Genomic DNA, 17,818 nt, shown 5'->3' with positions numbered 1-17,818 from the left:
ATGCAAATTGAACAATTAAGCTGCAATATTGGCGCAGAGCTCAGCGGCATAAATTTGGCAGATGCGATTCACGATCAAGATTTATTTACTGAAATTCGCTCACATCTGCTTAAGCATCGAGTGTTGTTTTTACGAGATCAAAATTTAACCCGTGCGGAACATGTAGCATTTGCAGAACGTTTTGGGCAGTTGGAAGACCATCCAGCGGTAGGGAGTCACCCAGACCACCCAGGTTTGGTGCAAATTTATAAAAGCCCAGATAGTCCGATCGATCGCTATGAAAATGCGTGGCATAGCGATGCCAGCTGGCGTGAAATTCCCCCAATGGGTTGCGTATTACGTTGTGTCGAAGCGCCACAGGTCGGTGGAGACACCATGTGGACCAATATGATTTTGGCTTATGAAAACTTACCCGAAGAGATCAAAGCTAAAATTGATGGTTTACGTGCACGTCATAGTATCGAAGCCAGCTTCGGTGCAGCAATGCCAATTGAAAAGCGTTTAGCTTTGAAAGCGCAGTTCCCCGATGCCGAGCATCCAGTAGTACGTACTCACCCAGAAACAGGTGAAAAAATCCTGTATGTGAATGCATTTACCACTCATTTTACCAACTACCACACCAAAGAGCGCGTTCGTTTTGGGCAAGATGCCAATCCAGGTGCAGCGGATTTACTACGCTATCTCATTTCACAGGCCTCCATTCCAGAGTATCAAGTTCGTTGGCGCTGGAAGCCTAACAGCATTGCCATTTGGGATAACCGTAGCACACAGCATTATGCCGTGATGGACTATCCTGCATGCCACCGTAAAATGGAACGCGCGGGTATTATTGGCGACCAGACTTACTAAGTCTGAACATTAAAACATTTAATTAAATTCACAATTTGAACAATATAAAGGGAGATGCACATGCAATTCTTTGATGATTCTTTGCACCCAGAAAACATGGATAAAGTGGTTATTACAGTTGCGCCTTATGGCCCAGAGTGGATGCCAGAGGATTTTCCAGAAGATATTCCTGTCACGATGGACGAACAAATTCAAAAAGCAGTGGAGTGCTATGAGGCGGGTGCAACCGTGCTGCACTTGCATGTACGTGAACTGGATGGCAAAGGCTCAAAGCGTTTGTCTAAGTTTAATGAGCTAATTGCAGGCGTGCGTGAAGCGGTACCTGACATGATTATTCAGGTTGGTGGTTCAATTTCATTTGCACCTGAAAGCGATGGTGAAGCTGCACTTTGGCTCAGTGATGATACGCGTCATATGTTGGCAGAACTGACCCCAAAACCTGATCAGGTGACGGTTGCAGTGAACACCACGCAAATGAATATTATGGAGCTTTTGTACCCAGAGTATTTAAAAGGTACGTCACTTGAGCATCCTGCCATTCAAGAAGCCTATGCAGAAATGACCGTACCTGCGGGACCTGCATGGTTGACTGAACACTTAAAGCGTCTAACTCAAAATGGCATTCAGCCGCACTTCCAGTTAACCGGTATGCACGGCTTAGAAACCTTAGAGCGTATGGTGCGTAAAGGCTTATACATGGGGCCGCTGAACCTGACGTGGATTGGCATTGGTGGTGGTTTTGATGGCCCGAATCCATTTAACTTCTTCAACTTCATTCACCGTGTTCCAGATGGCTGCACCTTAACCTCAGAGTCATTACTGAAAAATGTTCTGCCATTTAACACCATGTCTATGGCTATGGGTTTGCATGCACGTGTGGGGAATGAAGATACGATTATTGATCACCGTGGTCAGCGTTTTGGTTCAGTGCAGCAAATTGAGCAAACCGTTCGTATTGCCCATGAGCTTGGTCGTGAAGTGGCTTCAGGCAAAGAAGCGCGTGAGATTTACCGCATTGGTGTGCAGTACAACAGTATTGAAGAAACCTTACTGGCCAATGGTATGGCACCGAACCGTAAAGCGGGCCAAAAAGGTGTTCCGCAACGTATTCATGAAGTGGCATCTGACCAAGATTCATACGAAATGAATCGTAAAGTCGGTTAATAAGTCACGATTAAAACAAGTAAATGAACATAAGCCGAGTCAAATGGAATGTTGACTCGGACTGAGTAAAAAGATGATTGTGCTGCGGATCAAGTACAATTTTTATGAAGAATGAGAATTAGAACGTATAAGAAACACAAGGAGGTCGTATGGGCGCGCATCAATATGCCAGTTCTACAGATGGTTTAGATACATCGATTGACGTACCACGTAAGTATGCGTGGTTGGTTTTTGCTTTAACTTTTGGCTTGCTCATCTCTGACTATATGTCACGCCAAGTGCTGAATGCGGTCTTTCCTTTGATCAAAAGTGAGTGGACGCTGAGCGATAGCCAGCTGGGTTTACTCAGTGGCATTGTGGCTTTAATGGTGGGCTTATTGACGTTGCCTTTATCCATTTTGGCAGACCGATTTGGCAAGGTGAAAAGCTTAACACTTATGGCCGTGCTATGGAGTTTAGCCACTTTAGGTTGCGCTGTTGCGGAAAACTATGAACAAATGTTCATGGCTCGTTTTATGGTCGGCGTGGGTGAAGCAGCGTATGGCAGTGTCGGTATTGCAGTCGTGGTTGCGGTTTTCCCACGCGATATGCGTGCCACTTTAGCCAGTGCTTTTATGGCGGGTGGCGTGTTCGGTTCATTTCTAGGCATGGCACTGGGTGGTGTGATGGCCGAGCATTTTGGTTGGCGCTGGGCATTTGCAGGCATGGCTGTATTTGGGCTGATTTTGGCCTTTTTATATCCAGTCATTGTGAAAGAAACAAAAATTGGCAAGACTTGCCGTCAACTTCGCGCAGAACAAAAACACGATAAATCGACCAACCCATTACGTTCTATTTATTCCAGTCGCTCAGTCATTGCGACTTATATTGGCAGTGGTTTGCAGTTGTTTGTGGGTGGCACGGTGATCGTTTGGTTCCCGAGTTATCTCAACCGTTACTACGGTATGAGCACTGACAAAGCTGGCTTAATTGCAGCACTTATCGTACTCAGTAGTGCGGTTGGCACCATTCTTTGCGGTATGTTATGTGACCGCTTAGGTCGAGATCGCCCCGTTCGCAAAGTCACTCTAGCCATCGCATTTTGCTTGATTGGCTGTGTGTTGTTATCCATTGCATTTGCAATGCCCGCGGGCAATTCACAGTTACTGATGATCTGCCTTGGGATGTTCATTGCGCTTGGCACCAATGGTCCATCGAGCGCTATGGTCGCAAACCTCACACATAACTCGGTTCATAGTACTGCTTTTGCGACATTAACCTTAGCCAACAATTTCCTAGGTCTAGCTTTGGGGCCTTTAGTGGTCGGCAAAGTTTCAGACCTGATTGGACTACATAGTGCGTTTCAACTCATGCCGCTGATGAGCATTGCAGCTGCGGCGGTATTTTTCTACGCAAAACAACATTATGTACGCGATGTTGCCCGTTTTAATGCGCAGGCAATACCGCGGAATATTCAACACAACCCAGCATTAGATACGGATGATAAGTGATGACTCATGAAATCAATATTGAAGTTTTTTTTGATTTTATTTGCCCGTGGTGCATGATCGGGAAACGTCAGTTACAGGTCGCAATAGAAAAATTACGATATAGCCATCCCGACGTCATTGTGAAACTTCAGTGGAAGGGTGTGCAGCTTTTGCCACATATTCCTGTGGATGGCATTCCTTTTAATGCATTTTATTTACAAAGATTGGGCAGTATGACTGCTGTCCGCATGCGCCAATCACAAGTTCGTGAGGCGGCTAAAGCGGTTTCAATTGATCTCGACTTTGACCGTATTCCACGTATGCCAAATACAGCCAAAGCACATAGTTTTTATGCAAATGCAAACAAAATATGTGATGCAGCCCAGAGTGATCGACTGCTCGAAGGGCTATATTCAGCCTATTTTCATCATTCAGAAAATATTAGTGACACTGAGGTGTTGCGTAAAATTGCCACTTATTGTGGTTTTTCTGAAGAGCTGATTGATGCACTTTTACAGAAACCGCATATGCCATTTTTTAATGGTGATACGGGAGGGAAAGGCGTGCCGTATTTTGTTTTTGATCGTAGCTTTGCTATGGTCGGTGCCCGTCCTGCGCATGAACTTTATAAAGCCATGCTTGATGCTCTGGTCGAACGGAGAGAAATAGCATGACAACACATTTTGAAGTCCCTCAAGCCAAAGTTCCTGCTTTAGGGGAACGCTGCTTCTTGCAAGTTGGTGCTAAAACATTGGCTTTGTTTAACGTTGCGCATCAGCTATATGCCATTGATGACAGTTGCCCACACCAAGGTGCGTCCTTATGTGGCGGCAAGTTAGAAGGAAAAGTCATCCAATGTTGTGCGCACGGGCTGCGTTTTGACTTGGCCAGTGGCTATCTACTCAATTCCACGAAACTCCGTGTTGCGTCTTATCCTGTACAGAAGGTTGGTGATCAGGTGTTGATCATGCTAGATAGCGGAGAACAGTATGAATAGTTCAAGCCAATTTAGCCTCAGCTATGCAGATAATATTCGTCAAAAAGTCCAAACTTTGGCACCTGGTTTTAGTATCAGCTTGGTGGCAGCGGCAGCGGCAAGTTTTTTATCGGAACACTATGGTGCTCCTGTCATGCTGTTTGCCTTATTACTGGGTATGGGGCTGAGTTTTTTGTCGGTTGAAGGCCGTTGTAAAGCAGGCATTGAGTTCACCGCACGAACGGTAATGCGCATCGGTATTGCGCTGCTCGGAATGCGGATTACTTTAGCGCAAATCACCGCATTGGGTTGGCAGCCTATTGCACTAGTGATTACCTTAATTATTGTCACGATTTCAGTTTCAATTGTCGTTGCCAAGTTAATAGGCTTTCAAAAACTATTTGGTATGCTGACAGGCGGAGCAACGGCCATTTGTGGTGCTTCGGCTGCACTGGCTTTATCGGTTGCTTTACCGAACCATCCACAAAAAGAAAAGGCGACATTATTTACGGTGATTGGCGTTTCGGCGCTGTCGACCATTGCCATGATTGTGTATCCGATGATTGCAGAATGGTTGGCTTTATCACCAACCGAAGCAGGGGTGTTCTTAGGCGCAACCATTCATGATGTTGCTCAGGTGGTCGGTGCGGGCTATAGCATGTCGACTGAAACTGGCGATACCGCAACGGTGGTAAAACTAATGCGTGTAGCGATGTTATTGCCTGTAATTATTTGTGCAGCCATGATTACACGCATGCAAGGTGTAGAGTCTACGGGACCGCGTCCGCCATTATTACCATGGTTTGCTGTTGGATTTTTAATTTTGGCCTGTGTAAACAGTACAGGCTGGGTGCCTGTGGTGGTTCAAGGTGGTATGAATGAGTTGTCGCGCTGGTGTTTGATTATTTCCATCAGTGCGTTGGGTATGAAAACACAGTTTAAAGAACTCGCGACAGTGGGTATCAAACCGATCTTATTGATGGTGGGAGAGAGTATTTTCCTTGTGGTCTTGGTACTTTTGTTGATGCATTGGATGTTCTAATGACGTTATAACATTGAGCTACTCCGTACGTTATTTGCCAGTCAGTGATTGCAGCGCACTGACTGGCAAAATGCTATGTATTACACGGACTTTTAAATGATTAAAGCTGATTCATTCAAATAGAATGAATCAGCTTTAATTTGAAATAGATCTATTTCATGCATTTATTAATGCGTAGCGCCCTTATGGTCATTTCTCCAAGCTAGGGGTGAAACGCCAAACTGACCAATAAACCAACGGGTGAAAGAGCTTGGCATAGAATAGCCCAAGATGTCTGAGACTTGTCCAAGGGAGTAGTTCATATTTTGCAGATAGCGGAAAACTAAAGCCCGACGCACATCGTTGGTTAAAATACTAAAACTGGTTTGAGAGGCTTCTAATCTGCGCTGTAAGGTCCGGACATTGATCCCATGTAAATTCGCCACTTGATCAATGGTGGCACGCCCCATAGGTAAAAGGAGATAAATACTTTTTCGAATATCGAAAATGATGGAGGATTCATTTTCATTTTGCAGCAGATCAATATCAAGATAGCGCTTCGCATGATCTGCCATGGCTGTATTGGCTTGCGGGTTGGCTTTATCTAGCTCTGCTACAGTACAAACAATGCCATTAAATTCACTGCCAAACTCTAAAGCACAACCAAAAACACGCTGGTGAATAGCCAAGTTTTGTGGTGCGCTATGGGTGAAATGTACACCCAGAGGTCGCCACTTTTGAGAAAGCAACATGGCACAAAAACGATGGGTCACACCCAAAGCCAATTCAATGGCTTGGCGGCTGTATTCGGTCGATGCGCCAACAACTTCCAAATGAATAATCACCGTATTCCCAGCTTCTTCAATATACATCTCGAGCGCATTATTGATGAAGTTTCTATACATAACAATGGTTTGTAGAGCATCGCGTAAAGTGTGCTGATAACTTAACAGTAGACTCAATTCACCAAAGTCGGCAATTTGACGCTGTTCCGCCATAAGCAGCCCGAATACTTCACAGCCGCTTATTTCAGCAGATTGTTCTAACAGAGCGATAGCTTTGTCGACAGGGATACGTTGTTTCGGGTCATTGAGCTGCGCAGGATTAAGCCCTGCATTAGAAAGCAAATAATAAGGATTGAAATTGAATTGTTGGCTAACATTCAAATAATTTTTGAGTACAGCCGTATGGGCAAGTGGAATCACTTTAAGCTCCCTATTTTTACTTCAGTCATCCTGACTGAACTTATTTTTAAGCAATATCCAGTACTATAAAAGTATCAGTTTCCGCACTTAAATAGTGCATTATTTTGATTAAAATAGGCTTTATTTTATCAAGAAACCATTCAGATTTAAAAATGACTAATTCCTATATCGAATAAGAATTAGCCTTTAAATAAAATGCGATAGCTTGAGCCTCAAACGAGAGCATTTTCAGAGATTGATTTGGGTAGGCAAAATGACCTGCCTGAGATGATCAAAATCTGAATGCGATGTTTCATTTGAGGTGTTCAGTATTTTCTACCACTTAGAAACGATAGCCAACTCCGACATAAGTCACTAATGGGTCGAGATCAATCTTGGTGGTGGACTTAATTAATTGTCGGCCTGTAGAGGTGTCGGTGACAGTCACAGTTGCGACGTTATTAAAGTTAGGCATATAGCTGAGTGAACCTGTACTAAACCAACGGTCGGTAAAGTCATAGGTAAAACCTGCAGTCAGCACAGGTGCAAAGGCATCACTGGTTTTGACTTTCACCTCAGGAGTAGCCGTAGAGCTGCCTTTGCCGCCATGTAGTGCTTCACCTGCGCGGTCATTCAAAATATTGTCAATCATGTAGCCCGCTTGGATGAGATCTTCTTCGACACCACCGTTGAGCTTTAATTTATTGAAATGTCCATATACCACGCCCGCGCCTACAAATGGGCGGAATTTATTTTTCCCCGAAGTGCCGAAGTGATATTTTGCTGTCACTGCAGGTGTCCACGCAGTTACTTCAGCTACCGTGCCATGTGCACCAAGGTCTGTAATTAAAGTGTCTTTGAGCAGCTCTAAACCATCAAAATAGGTAGGTGGTGTATGTGCAGGTAGGTGAGATGAATTCGAAGTGGATAAAGCCGTTGCACGAATTTCACCTACACCTTTGACATCGACTTTAGGAGGAATTCCTCCCACTAGCTCTAAAGAGACATTGTCATTAACAAAATAGCTTAAAGTTAGACCCAAGGTATCGGTATCATCAATTTCCATACCACCATCAGCGGTATAGTCCGAAATGCCCGTGATATCAGCTCTAGCACCATTCATAAAACCATCAGGCACTTTATAGTTTGGATCTTTCTGACTATTTCTGACAAAGGCATCAAACATGATTTTGCCCATTCCTGTCAGCTCTTTGCTGTTGATTGCATATTTGGCAAGATCAGTCCCATATAAAGATCCAACCCCATAACTGCCGCCTTCTTCAACGTTAGTGGTAACATGGGTAGAATTGGCCTTCCCCTGAGGCATGACATGCATCCAGCCTGCACTGACTGCCCAGCGTTTAAAGTTTGTAGAATCCGCATAAGCAAAATTTACTGACAATAGGCATGCAAAAGGCACGACTATTTTACAGATTTGACTCATTTTAATTTCCTTTTCATTTGCTATTTTTTTTATGGTTTCAGCGGATCCTTTCTGAAACGCAAGCGTATTATTGAGGCAGTTATTTTTTTAAGCAATCGGCAAAATTTGAAGAAAAACATGAAATGTGTTGCATAAATTAAACTAAAATCTTTACTTATATTATTAAAATCAAATATTTAAAATGTTTATGTGGTGTATTCTAAAATGTTATAGATTTGATGATTTGTCATCAAATGAAAAGCAAATGTCGCCCTATGTATATCGAAATGGCGACCATCCCTCTATGTTGGATATAACAATGCGCCGCATTGCTTAAAAAGCATTAGGCTTAAATAGGTGTATCCATGGAAAAAATATTTACACAGGCAACAGTCCTCATTATTCCGGGTTTGCGTGATCATGTTGCTGCACATTGGCAAACATTGCTTGAGGCGAAACTCGTAAAAGTTCGCGCCGTCCCGCCAGCAGAAACGGATAAATTGAATTGCGCAAACCGCGTTGCTCGCATTGAAGCAGAGCTGAAAAAAATCGATGGACCGGTTATTTTGGTGGCACATAGTGCAGGTGTGTTGATGACTGTGCATTGGGCTGCGTTGCATCAGCATGATATTCAAGGGGCTTTGCTGGTTACACCACCTGACTTAGCGGAAAGCTGGCCTGAGCATTATCCAAGTCCTGAGATTCTTAAAAGCGAAGGATGGAGTCCATTACCGACGCAGAAACTGCCATTTCCAAGCATTGTGGTGGCGAGTACCAATGACCATTTAGCGCAATATCAAGCCGTTGAAGCAATGGCAGAAACATGGGGCAGTCAGTTGGTCAATGCAGGTGCTGTAGGGCATTTGAACCCAGCAGCAGGTTTTGGCGATTGGCCGCAGGCGGAACAATTAATCTTGCAGTTGGATGCTTTGTCCATAGAGCAAGTTTCCTAGTCGAGAGACAGACTTCACCTTTGAATTTCAATCTCGAAAACTCAATCCATGCAAATGACCTAAAGACTAATTTGCATGACCAAAAGACAAATTTGAACATTTTAAAACAGTTAATTTAAATCCCGAGCCAAAGGATGGCTTTACAGAATAAATAGAGATATGGAGAGAAGATGTTGAATTTAGTGAAACGTTATTTGTGGCATATGAAGGTGTAATCGCCAGTAATTTTTAGCGTTTGTATTGAAATAAATCACAGTATTTAAAAATAAATCATATCGATATGGAGATGATATGGTCGGTCAATTTGTGTCTTTAAACAGACAAAATCATCATATTTCATTGATGAAAAAAACGGTTCTTTGTTTAAGCCTTGCTTTGGTGATCTCGGAAGTTTCAGCGGCGAGTTTTGAATTAAACGATGAATGGAAGTTTGAAACCAAAACCGCACTTAGCTTTGGGACAAACTGGAGTACCCAAGAGGCGTCTAGTTCACTGGTGTATAAACCCGATGCAAATCATATTGGAAAAGAGGGTTCCAGTATCGATGTTAATGGTGATGATGGGCACGTCAACTTTAATAAAGGCGATGTAATTTCACAAGTGGTGAAAGGCTTTACCGAGCTGAACTTAAAAGGAAAACAGCAGGGTGCAGTGGTCAGTGCGAAGTATTGGTATGACCATGCTTATGAAACAGGTGAAGGCGATTTAAAAGCTTTTGATGATTCAGCATGGCCCCGACTAGCGAAATTCAAAGGCATCGACCTGTGGGATGCCTATGTTTGGAAAAACTTTGCTTTAGATAATGGGCAAAGTGCCAATATTAAACTGGGCAAACATACCTTGCAGTGGGGCAAATCACAGTTCTTCCAAAATGGACTTAATAGTGTCAGTGCTTTTGATTATGCTGCGATGAATCGTCCCGGTGGTGATGCAAGAGAACGCGTGATTCCAACCGAAATGTTTTCCTTTGAAGCTGGGATCAATGAAAACTTAAAATTTGGCGGTTTCTACCAGTTTAGGTTTAGACCATCTGTAGTCGATGGCTGTGGGACATTCTTTGCCATTTCAGACTTTGTGCCAGAAAACTGTGGGCCGATCGTCATTACTGTGATGCCGGGCGATAAACTTACCGATACGGCTTTAGATGCCAAATCTTATATCCCGCGTAGTGAAAGTCGTTATGCCAAAGACAGCGGACAGTATGGTTTTTCCTTAAAGCAAACGTTGCCCAAGTTAAACAATGCTGAGCTTGGGCTGTATTTTGCAAATTATCATAATCGAACCGCGAATTTTGACGGGACGGCTGTCACTGCGGCAGGGCCAGCAAACTTTAGTACTGCGCAGTTTTTCTCGATCTATCCTGAAGACATCAAAATGTATGGACTTAGCTTAGCAGGCAAAATCGGTACGACCTCTGTGTTTAGTGAGTTAACTCATAAACCCAACCAGCCTTTGCAGTTTAATGGTACAGATATTGTCTATGCACAAGTCTTAGACAAAAATACGCCACTAACAGATGCAGGAACATCGGCAGAGTTTGGGCAATATTTACAAGGTTATGCCCGTGCGCCCGTGACCCAATTTTCACTTGGTGCTGGTAATAGTCTAGCAAATGTCCTCGGAGCCAATACCTTTACTTGGGCTGCCGAATTGGCGGTGAATCATATTGGTGAGATTGGAAATCACCGTTTTGGTCGTGTCGGCGCTTTTGGACGTAGCGAGTTGTCATCGGGTGCGTATGATCCAGAAACCAAAGCCAACCAATGTACTCCTTATGGAACAGCACATCTGTCGAATGATGAAATTGACCGTTTAAATGAACGCTTTTGTAATACAGAAGGCTTTTTTACAGAATGGTCATATGGATACCGTTTGCGCGGTGCTTTAGTCTATAAAGATTTGCTGCCTGCAACCGTGATTACGCCGAGTGTGTTGTTCCGCCATGATGTCGATGGTTTTAGCCAAAACTTTCAGGAAGGTCAAATGAGTGTTGCCGCAGCGGTTTCTGCCACATACCGCCAACGATATACCGCAGAAATGGCCTATACCAGTTTCTTTGGTTCAAATGACTTCAGTACCATCGATGACCGAGATTTTGCTTCGCTCGCATTCAAAGTAAATTTTTAAAAAGAGCTAGGATGTTTATTTGAAAGTGAATATTTGGCTCATCTGAAGCATGGTCTAAACAGGCCATGCTTTCGTTGTATTTGCACCGGATTGCATTGCAATCCAAATTTTGAAAGCATGTTTGAAGTATTAAATATTCAAAATGAAGAGGCATATCAGACAGTCATGTGCTGAATATATCGACATATATAGAGGGAACGATGCACAGCATTGATTTAACACGACAACCACAGTCCAATCCCATTGGTATTTTGAACCTGATTGCCAACTATTTAGAAGAACATAGTTTCGATGCACGTACTGTATTTGAACATTTTGGGATTCAGCGAGAAGATTTAAAGAACAATTTATTGCCAATTTCTCTACAAACACAGGGCAGTATTTTTCAAGCCGTTGAAGCATTAACAGGCTGTGATCATTTGGGTTTAGTGATTGGGAAAAAAGCACAATTTTCAAATATTGGGCCATTACGTTTTCTGGTGCTGAATGCCGCGACCATGCGGGATGCTATGCAGAGCCTCTTTCAATACGGCAGTATGTGGTACAGAGGGCAAAAGTTAGATTTGAAAGAAGATGATGGCTATGCACGTATTTGCATGCATATCGATGGTGATATTCCTGGAAAAGAACAATATCAAACTGCTTATTTGGTTGCGATGGTGTCTATTATCGAACTGATTTTGGGGAAATCTTGGCGTCCAGCCTTGGTACGTATTTCATATCCAAAGCCGAAGTGTGCGCACTTGTATGAAAAAGCATTTGGCTGCCCTGTGTGGTTCAGTCAGTCACAGCACGAAATTTTATTTCCGCAGGAACAACTGGATCAAAAAAGAGCAGGGCATGACCATCAGTTAGATCAATTTTTGCGTCAGCATTTGTCTGAACTACAAAGCTATGATCGTGTCGATATGATTGGTCAGATTTGTAAAATTATTGAGGAATTATTGCCGCATCGAAGTTGTAATGTCGAACGTGTGGCTGAATATTTTTCGATTCACCGTTTTACTTTGTACCGTTATTTAAATAAACATCAGACCAGTTTTGAAGCCTTGCTTGAAGCGACACGCAAGAAAATTGCAGCGGAGTTACTTAAAAACAAAAAACTCATGATTATTGAAGTGGCCAATCAAGTGGGGTATGACGATCAAGCCAATTTCACTCGCGCATTTAAGCGTTGGTATGGCATTACCCCCGGACGTTGGAGACGGATGAATCTGCATGCTTAAAGTGTGCAGATAAAACTCAGCCTGTATATCTCAAACCATGTCTTTGTCATTTGATCAGTGTTTAAAATCATTCAATCTGTCCACATTTGCATTATCTCATTAAATTCCTCATAAGACGTCTTTTCTTGAATTCTCTAGAGTGTACCTCTATTCCAACTTGACCTTACGCAACGTATTTTTCATTCAAGCTTTAAAAAATTATATGAAATCAGGTGCATGTCTCTCAGATTCGTTTTGAGTTAATTATCACTTTTTATAATATTGAATATTTGTATAAATAATTAATTAAAACAATAAATTAGAAGATTTAAGTTTTTTGTGCATAAGTGACCAAATGACTAAATAACGCAACCAAATGACAAAATGAAGATGGAAAAAGACAGTATTTTAAAAAACAAATGACCAAGACCGATCATATGCGGATCTTAAAAAATAAGTCTAAAAAAGATTTTTAAAAAGGAAGTTTCTGATGATTGGAAATATGATGTTTCAACCTTTGTTGATTAGCAGCCTGATTGAACATGCTGCTCGTTATCATGCAGATACAGCCATTATCTCCAAAAATACTGATGGGTCGATGCTGCATACAGACTGGGGACAAATTGCTAAAAACTCAAAGCGCTTTGCCAATGTATTACAGTCATTTGGTTTTGCGGTCAGCGACCGTGTGGCCACCATTGCATGGAATAATCATCGTCACTTAGAAACATGGTACGGCATATCCGGCAGTGGGTTGGTTTGTCACACCATTAACCCACGACTTTTTCCTGAGCAGCTCAGTTATATTATCAATGATGCAAATGATAGGGCTTTGATTTTTGATAAAACCTTTCTAAATCTAGTGTTATCAATTAAATCATCCATTCCTTATGTAGAGCATTTTATCTGCCTCGATGCTTATGATGAAGACATTCAAAAAGCTTTACCTGAAGTGCTGTTTTATGATGAGTTAATTGCACATCAAAGTGAACATTTTGAGTGGCCTGAACTGGATGAAACTAAAGCCAGTTCACTGTGTTATACCTCGGGTACGACAGGAAATCCCAAAGGTGTTTTATACAGTCATCGTTCTACTATTTTGCATAGTTACGCAACCTGTTTGCCCGATTCATTTAATTTTTCAGCACAAGATTGCATTTTGCCTGTTGTTCCTATGTTCCATGTCAACGCATGGGGGACACCGTATGCAGCGGCTATGGTCGGTTGCAGTATGGTGCTACCGGGGCCAATGTTAGATGGCGCAAGTTTGGTTCAGCTGATTGATCAATACAAAGTGACAACAGCTTTAGGTGTACCAACTATTTGGCAAGGACTGCTTACAGCAGCAAAACAATCAGGCAGCAAGTTAGACAGCTTAAAACGTAATGTGGTCGGCGGCGCGGCTTGCCCACCGTCAATGCTCAAAACGTTTAAAGATGATTTTCAGTGCGAAACCATTCACGCATGGGGCATGACGGAAACCAGTCCTTTGGGTGTGGTAAATCAACTCAAGGCCAAACATTTGCAGTTGGATGACTCGGCGCAATCGAGCTTACGTTATGCACAAGGCCGGCCACCGTTTGGGGTCAGCATTCGAATTTGTGATGCTGAAAAGGGTAGTACCGAATTGGCTACTGATGGACAAACTACAGGGCATTTGCAAATTAAAGGGCACTGGATTGTAGAGTCTTATTTTGATCAATTTAGCAATGCACTCACCGCAGATGGCTGGTTCGATACGGGTGATATGGCAACCATTAATCCAGATGGCTATATGGTCATCAGTGACCGTTCTAAAGATTTGATCAAATCGGGCGGAGAGTGGATTTCCTCAGTTGAACTGGAAAATATTGCCATCGCACACCCTGAAATCGACATGGTGGCAGTCATTGCTGCAACCCATCCAAAATGGGATGAAAGACCTATTCTCATCGCGAAAAAGACCGCAGTCAGTCAGGTATCAGAAGCTGAACTTTTAGATTATTACACGGGCAAAATTGCAAAATGGCAAATCCCCGATCGCGTGGTTTTTGTCGATAGCATACCTGTTGGCGGCACAGGAAAAGTCCTGAAAAAAGATTTACGAGCAAGTTATGGCTCAATTTTACTCGCAGTGGAATAAACAACACTTCACATTCATTCATAATGCTTCAAGGAAAGGAAGATGACAGAACAAAGATCTGCAGGCTTAAGATTTAGACAAGCACTGGAAGTGGAAAAACCATTACAAATTATCGGTACAGTCAATGCTTATGCAGCAATGATGGCGAAACAGGTGGGCTACAAGGCCATCTACCTTTCGGGTGCTGGTGTAGCCAACTACTCTTATGGATTGCCTGACTTAGGCATGACCAGTCTGGATAATGTTTTGGAAGATGTACGCCGCATTACCGAACGAGTAGACACCCCGTTACTGGTCGATATCGACACGGGTTGGGGTGGGGCATTTAACATTGCCCGCACTGTGAAACAAATGATTGCCGCAGGTGCAGCCGCAGTTCACATCGAAGACCAAGTGGCACAAAAACGCTGTGGCCACCGTCCAAACAAAGAAATCGTCACCCAACAAGAAATGGTCGACCGCGTAAAAGCCGCAGTTGATGCCAAAACTGATGCAAACTTTGTGGTGATGGCACGTACTGATGCCCTACAAAAAGAAGGCCTACAAGCGGTAATTGATCGTGCCTGTGCTTGTGTAGAAGCCGGTGCCGATGCGATCTTTGCTGAAGCAATGACTGACATTACCATGTACAAAACCGTCTGTGATGCAGTCGGTGTCCCTGTACTAGCCAACATCACTGAATTTGGCGATACCCCATACTACACCAAAGAACAACTGGCAGAACAAGGCATCTCGATGGTGCTGTACCCACTGTCACCGACCCGTGCCATGCAAAAGGCAGCACTGGAAGTCATGCATGCCATTCGCAATGATGGTACCCAAGTTAACGTCCTCGACAAAATGCAACAGCGCAAAGAACTCTACGAATTTCTGGATTATCACACCTTTGAAAACACATTAGACAAGCTGTTTAAACAGGAGAATTAAAAATGGCTGAAGGAAAAGTCCTCACAGGCGCAGGATTGCGCGGACAAGTCGCAGGAAAGACAGCACTATCAACCGTAGGCAAAAGCGGGGCAGGTTTAACCTACCGTGGTTATGACGTCCAAGACCTCGCTGAAAACTGCCAATTCGAAGAAGTGGCTTACCTGATCTTCTTTGGTGAACTACCCACAGCAGAACAGCTCACCGCCTATAAAGCTAAACTTAAATCACTGCGCCAACTGCCACAAGCACTCAAAGAAGTACTTGAGCGTATCCCAGCAGATTCACACCCAATGGATGTGATGCGCACGGGCGTATCGATGCTGGGCAACCTAGAAACAGAACAATCTTTTGCCGAACAACAAGATGTTGCAGACCGCATTCTTGCAACCCTTCCAGCAATCATTTGCTACTGGTACCGTTTTAGCCATGATGGCGTACGCATTGAAGAAAACACCGATGACGATTCAATCGGTGCTCAATTCCTACACCTGCTTCGTGGTGAAAAGCCAAATGAACTGCATGAACAAGTGATGAACGTATCACTGATCCTGTATGCAGAGCATGAATTCAACGCATCGACCTTCACCGCACGTGTATGCGCATCAACCTTATCGGATATGCATTCATGCATTACCGGTGCAATTGGTTCACTGCGTGGTCCATTACACGGTGGAGCAAACGAAGCAGCGATGGAAATGATTGAAAACTGGACGTCACCTGAAGAAGCTGAGCGAGAAATGCTGGGCAAACTGGAACGTAAAGAAAAGATCATGGGCTTTGGACATGCAATCTACAAAGACAATGATCCACGTAATGGCATCATCAAAATTTGGTCAGAGCGCTTAGCGAAAGATGTCGGTGACACGGTTCTTTATCCAGTTTCAGTACGTTGTGAAGAAGTGATGTGGCGTGAAAAGAAATTATTCTGTAACGCAGACTTCTTCCATGCATCGGCTTACCACTTCATGGATATTGCGACCAAACTCTTCACACCAATCTTCGTGATGAGCCGTGTGACAGGTTGGGCAGCGCATGTGATGGAACAACGTGCGGACAACCGTATTATTCGCCCAAGTGCGGACTATACGGGGCCTGAGCTACGTAAAGTAGTGCCGATTGAGGAGCGTGCTGCCGCATAACGCGATAACACATGATCTAAATAAGGTCTCATTTTTATAATTTGAGATCTTATTTTTTATCGGGTGAGAAGTATCGGATCTTCAATGCTATAACCTGTTTCAAAAGGAATCCCGAGATATTGAACAGTCACCAGCGCTTTTTGTTGATTAGGAACTTTATAACTTTGCGAAATGCGCAGCCCATTTTTATAGTCCACCGCCTTGTGTACGGGACTTTTCAAATTGCTGTATTTCACTTGATATTGATAGCTAAACTTCGGGATGGAGATTTTAGGATCATACCAAGAGGGTTCTTTTGAAGTCTTTTTACTAATGACTTGAATTTTAACCTGTTTGGGTGGAACCGGCGTTAAAGCTTTGAGTCGTTTTTTTATTTTTGCAATGTCACGGTCAAACTTTTGACTGTCTTGATCATAGTCAATTTTTTGAGTTTTTGGATTGATATATAAAGACTTTACTTCAATCAGTTTGGAGGGTGTTTTGCTGTTGAGTTGATAATAATACAATTGTGGCAAACGACCACGACCATCTAAATAATGTCGCATCACATAAATTTTTTGATCAGCTTGGTCGAGTCCTAAAATTTCAATATTTTGTGGTCCACCTACAGTTGCAAAACTGTGGCTTGAAAAAAATAAGGTGCTGAAAAGTAGAGGATGGATTATTTTCATCATCATGAGGCGCTTCACATTTTTATTGATTATGGTTCAGTTTAAAGGTTCTAAATGTAGAAAAATCAAATTTAGTGTAAAGATTTAAGCATTTTGAACACGTTCAATGACCATTTGAGCTACGTTTTTCGTAAGTTGATCAAGTCGCTCGAGCGCACTGCCCAGTAGTAAATAATGGTAAGTACTTAAACTGTTTTGATAATGAATGGCAATATAAAAGGTGCCTTCAGGTTTTTCAGGCGTCGCACTTCCACCAGGTTTGAGTAGCCCCGTACAAGAGACAATAATATCGGCATAACGAAATAGTTGATGACCGTGAAGCGCCATAGCTTCAGTGACTTCAATTGACTCCGCTGTATATTGCTGAATAAGTGCAGGATCAATCTTTAAAATTTCACATTTGATACTGGGGTCATAACTCACCAGTCCACCGAGTAAAATGTCAGCTCCGCTATGCTTATAAATCGAAAATTGACTGGATAGATAACCTGAACTGGCACTTTCGATAAAGGCAATGGTCAATTTTTTCTGTTCTAGGAGGTTGCAGCATTGCTTGAGTACTTGCACGACTTTAGCCTCCCGATGTCC

The 17,818-nt window shown here is 43.0% G+C and carries 16 protein-coding genes; 12 read left to right on the top strand and 4 right to left on the bottom strand.

What is annotated here, in order from left to right; genetic code table 11:
* The 6 genes from F946_RS05575 to F946_RS05550 all read left to right on the top strand — a co-directional run bounded on the left by F946_RS05575 (position 1) and on the right by F946_RS05550 (position 5,500).
* The gene (locus F946_RS05575; protein ID WP_004980025.1) at positions 1 to 849 is read left to right on the top strand and encodes a TauD/TfdA dioxygenase family protein; all 849 of its coding nucleotides are present in this window, start codon (positions 1 to 3) and stop codon (positions 847 to 849) included.
* 60 nt (positions 850 to 909) lie between these two features.
* Positions 910 to 2,013, top strand: coding sequence for a beta-keto acid cleavage family enzyme (locus tag F946_RS05570; protein WP_004980022.1), 1,104 nt, complete (start codon positions 910 to 912; stop codon positions 2,011 to 2,013).
* 149 nt (positions 2,014 to 2,162) lie between these two features.
* The gene (locus F946_RS05565; protein ID WP_004980020.1) at positions 2,163 to 3,503 is read left to right on the top strand and encodes an MFS transporter; all 1,341 of its coding nucleotides are present in this window, start codon (positions 2,163 to 2,165) and stop codon (positions 3,501 to 3,503) included.
* Entirely contained in the window at positions 3,503 to 4,156 is a 654-nt protein-coding gene (locus tag F946_RS05560; protein WP_004980018.1) for a DsbA family oxidoreductase, read from the top strand. Before F946_RS05565 ends, F946_RS05560 begins: the two co-directional genes overlap by 1 nt.
* On the top strand, positions 4,153 to 4,479 hold the full coding sequence (locus tag F946_RS05555) for a Rieske (2Fe-2S) protein (RefSeq protein WP_004980017.1): 327 nt from the start codon (positions 4,153 to 4,155) through the stop codon (positions 4,477 to 4,479). The genes F946_RS05560 and F946_RS05555 overlap by 4 nt, the downstream gene beginning before the upstream one ends.
* Positions 4,472 to 5,500, top strand: coding sequence for a YeiH family protein (locus tag F946_RS05550; protein WP_004980015.1), 1,029 nt, complete (start codon positions 4,472 to 4,474; stop codon positions 5,498 to 5,500). The genes F946_RS05555 and F946_RS05550 overlap by 8 nt, the downstream gene beginning before the upstream one ends.
* 167 nt (positions 5,501 to 5,667) lie before the next feature.
* On the opposite strand, the gene F946_RS05545 is transcribed toward F946_RS05550, so the two are convergent.
* Positions 5,668 to 6,684 (bottom strand): AraC family transcriptional regulator, encoded by a 1,017-nt coding sequence (locus tag F946_RS05545; RefSeq protein WP_004980013.1) that lies wholly within the window; start codon positions 6,682 to 6,684, stop codon positions 5,668 to 5,670.
* Positions 6,685 to 7,006: 322 nt separating this feature from the next.
* Positions 7,007 to 8,107: an OmpW/AlkL family protein gene (locus tag F946_RS05540; RefSeq protein WP_004980011.1), complete on the bottom strand. Its 1,101-nt coding sequence runs from the start codon at positions 8,105 to 8,107 to the stop codon at positions 7,007 to 7,009.
* A 344-nt stretch (positions 8,108 to 8,451) separates the two neighbouring features.
* On the opposite strand from F946_RS05540, the gene F946_RS05535 reads away from it, so the two are divergent.
* The 6 genes from F946_RS05535 to prpC all read left to right on the top strand — a co-directional run bounded on the left by F946_RS05535 (position 8,452) and on the right by prpC (position 16,559).
* Positions 8,452 to 9,039: an RBBP9/YdeN family alpha/beta hydrolase gene (locus tag F946_RS05535; protein ID WP_004980010.1), complete on the top strand. Its 588-nt coding sequence runs from the start codon at positions 8,452 to 8,454 to the stop codon at positions 9,037 to 9,039.
* Positions 9,040 to 9,330: 291 nt separating this feature from the next.
* Positions 9,331 to 11,166: a DUF1302 domain-containing protein gene (locus F946_RS05530; protein ID WP_004980005.1), complete on the top strand. Its 1,836-nt coding sequence runs from the start codon at positions 9,331 to 9,333 to the stop codon at positions 11,164 to 11,166.
* 200 nt (positions 11,167 to 11,366) lie between these two features.
* On the top strand, positions 11,367 to 12,392 hold the full coding sequence (locus F946_RS05525) for an AraC family transcriptional regulator (RefSeq protein ID WP_004980004.1): 1,026 nt from the start codon (positions 11,367 to 11,369) through the stop codon (positions 12,390 to 12,392).
* A gap of 469 nt (positions 12,393 to 12,861) precedes the next feature.
* On the top strand, positions 12,862 to 14,493 hold the full coding sequence (locus tag F946_RS05520; RefSeq protein WP_004980001.1) for a long-chain-fatty-acid--CoA ligase: 1,632 nt from the start codon (positions 12,862 to 12,864) through the stop codon (positions 14,491 to 14,493).
* A 42-nt stretch (positions 14,494 to 14,535) separates the two neighbouring features.
* Entirely contained in the window at positions 14,536 to 15,420 is an 885-nt protein-coding gene (gene prpB / locus F946_RS05515; RefSeq protein WP_004696708.1) for a methylisocitrate lyase, read from the top strand.
* A 2-nt stretch (positions 15,421 to 15,422) separates the two neighbouring features.
* Entirely contained in the window at positions 15,423 to 16,559 is a 1,137-nt protein-coding gene (gene prpC / locus F946_RS05510; RefSeq protein WP_004980000.1) for a bifunctional 2-methylcitrate synthase/citrate synthase, read from the top strand.
* Between the two features lie 56 nt (positions 16,560 to 16,615).
* On the opposite strand, the gene F946_RS05505 is transcribed toward prpC, so the two are convergent.
* Both F946_RS05505 and F946_RS05500 read right to left on the bottom strand, forming a co-directional pair.
* Positions 16,616 to 17,236 (bottom strand): hypothetical protein, encoded by a 621-nt coding sequence (locus F946_RS05505; RefSeq protein WP_004979999.1) that lies wholly within the window; start codon positions 17,234 to 17,236, stop codon positions 16,616 to 16,618.
* 78 nt (positions 17,237 to 17,314) lie between these two features.
* Positions 17,315 to 17,797, bottom strand: a complete 483-nt coding sequence (locus F946_RS05500; RefSeq protein WP_004979998.1) for a CinA family protein — start codon at positions 17,795 to 17,797, stop codon at positions 17,315 to 17,317.
* Positions 17,798 to 17,818: the final 21 nt, after the last annotated feature.

The organism is Acinetobacter johnsonii ANC 3681, from assembly GCF_000368805.1.
GTDB classification, from domain to species: Bacteria; Pseudomonadota; Gammaproteobacteria; order Pseudomonadales; family Moraxellaceae; genus Acinetobacter; species Acinetobacter johnsonii.
This window is presented reverse-complemented; position numbering and strand designations above follow the sequence as displayed.

What these genes read in the sequence shown, in the direction of transcription:
- F946_RS05540 (WP_004980011.1), bottom strand. Translation starts at nt 8,107, where the DNA reads ATGAGTCAAATCTGTAAAATAGTCGTGCCTTTTGCATGCCTATTGTCA.
- F946_RS05560 (WP_004980018.1), top strand. Translation starts at nt 3,503, where the DNA reads ATGACTCATGAAATCAATATTGAAGTTTTTTTTGATTTTATTTGCCCG.
- F946_RS05535 (WP_004980010.1), top strand. Translation starts at nt 8,452, where the DNA reads ATGGAAAAAATATTTACACAGGCAACAGTCCTCATTATTCCGGGTTTG.
- F946_RS05575 (WP_004980025.1), top strand. Translation starts at nt 1, where the DNA reads ATGCAAATTGAACAATTAAGCTGCAATATTGGCGCAGAGCTCAGCGGC.
- F946_RS05570 (WP_004980022.1), top strand. Translation starts at nt 910, where the DNA reads ATGCAATTCTTTGATGATTCTTTGCACCCAGAAAACATGGATAAAGTG.
- F946_RS05505 (WP_004979999.1), bottom strand. Translation starts at nt 17,236, where the DNA reads ATGATGATGAAAATAATCCATCCTCTACTTTTCAGCACCTTATTTTTT.
- F946_RS05555 (WP_004980017.1), top strand. Translation starts at nt 4,153, where the DNA reads ATGACAACACATTTTGAAGTCCCTCAAGCCAAAGTTCCTGCTTTAGGG.
- F946_RS05520 (WP_004980001.1), top strand. Translation starts at nt 12,862, where the DNA reads ATGATTGGAAATATGATGTTTCAACCTTTGTTGATTAGCAGCCTGATT.
- F946_RS05530 (WP_004980005.1), top strand. Translation starts at nt 9,331, where the DNA reads ATGGTCGGTCAATTTGTGTCTTTAAACAGACAAAATCATCATATTTCA.
- F946_RS05550 (WP_004980015.1), top strand. Translation starts at nt 4,472, where the DNA reads ATGAATAGTTCAAGCCAATTTAGCCTCAGCTATGCAGATAATATTCGT.
- prpC (WP_004980000.1), top strand. Translation starts at nt 15,423, where the DNA reads ATGGCTGAAGGAAAAGTCCTCACAGGCGCAGGATTGCGCGGACAAGTC.
- F946_RS05565 (WP_004980020.1), top strand. Translation starts at nt 2,163, where the DNA reads ATGGGCGCGCATCAATATGCCAGTTCTACAGATGGTTTAGATACATCG.
- prpB (WP_004696708.1), top strand. Translation starts at nt 14,536, where the DNA reads ATGACAGAACAAAGATCTGCAGGCTTAAGATTTAGACAAGCACTGGAA.
- F946_RS05525 (WP_004980004.1), top strand. Translation starts at nt 11,367, where the DNA reads ATGCACAGCATTGATTTAACACGACAACCACAGTCCAATCCCATTGGT.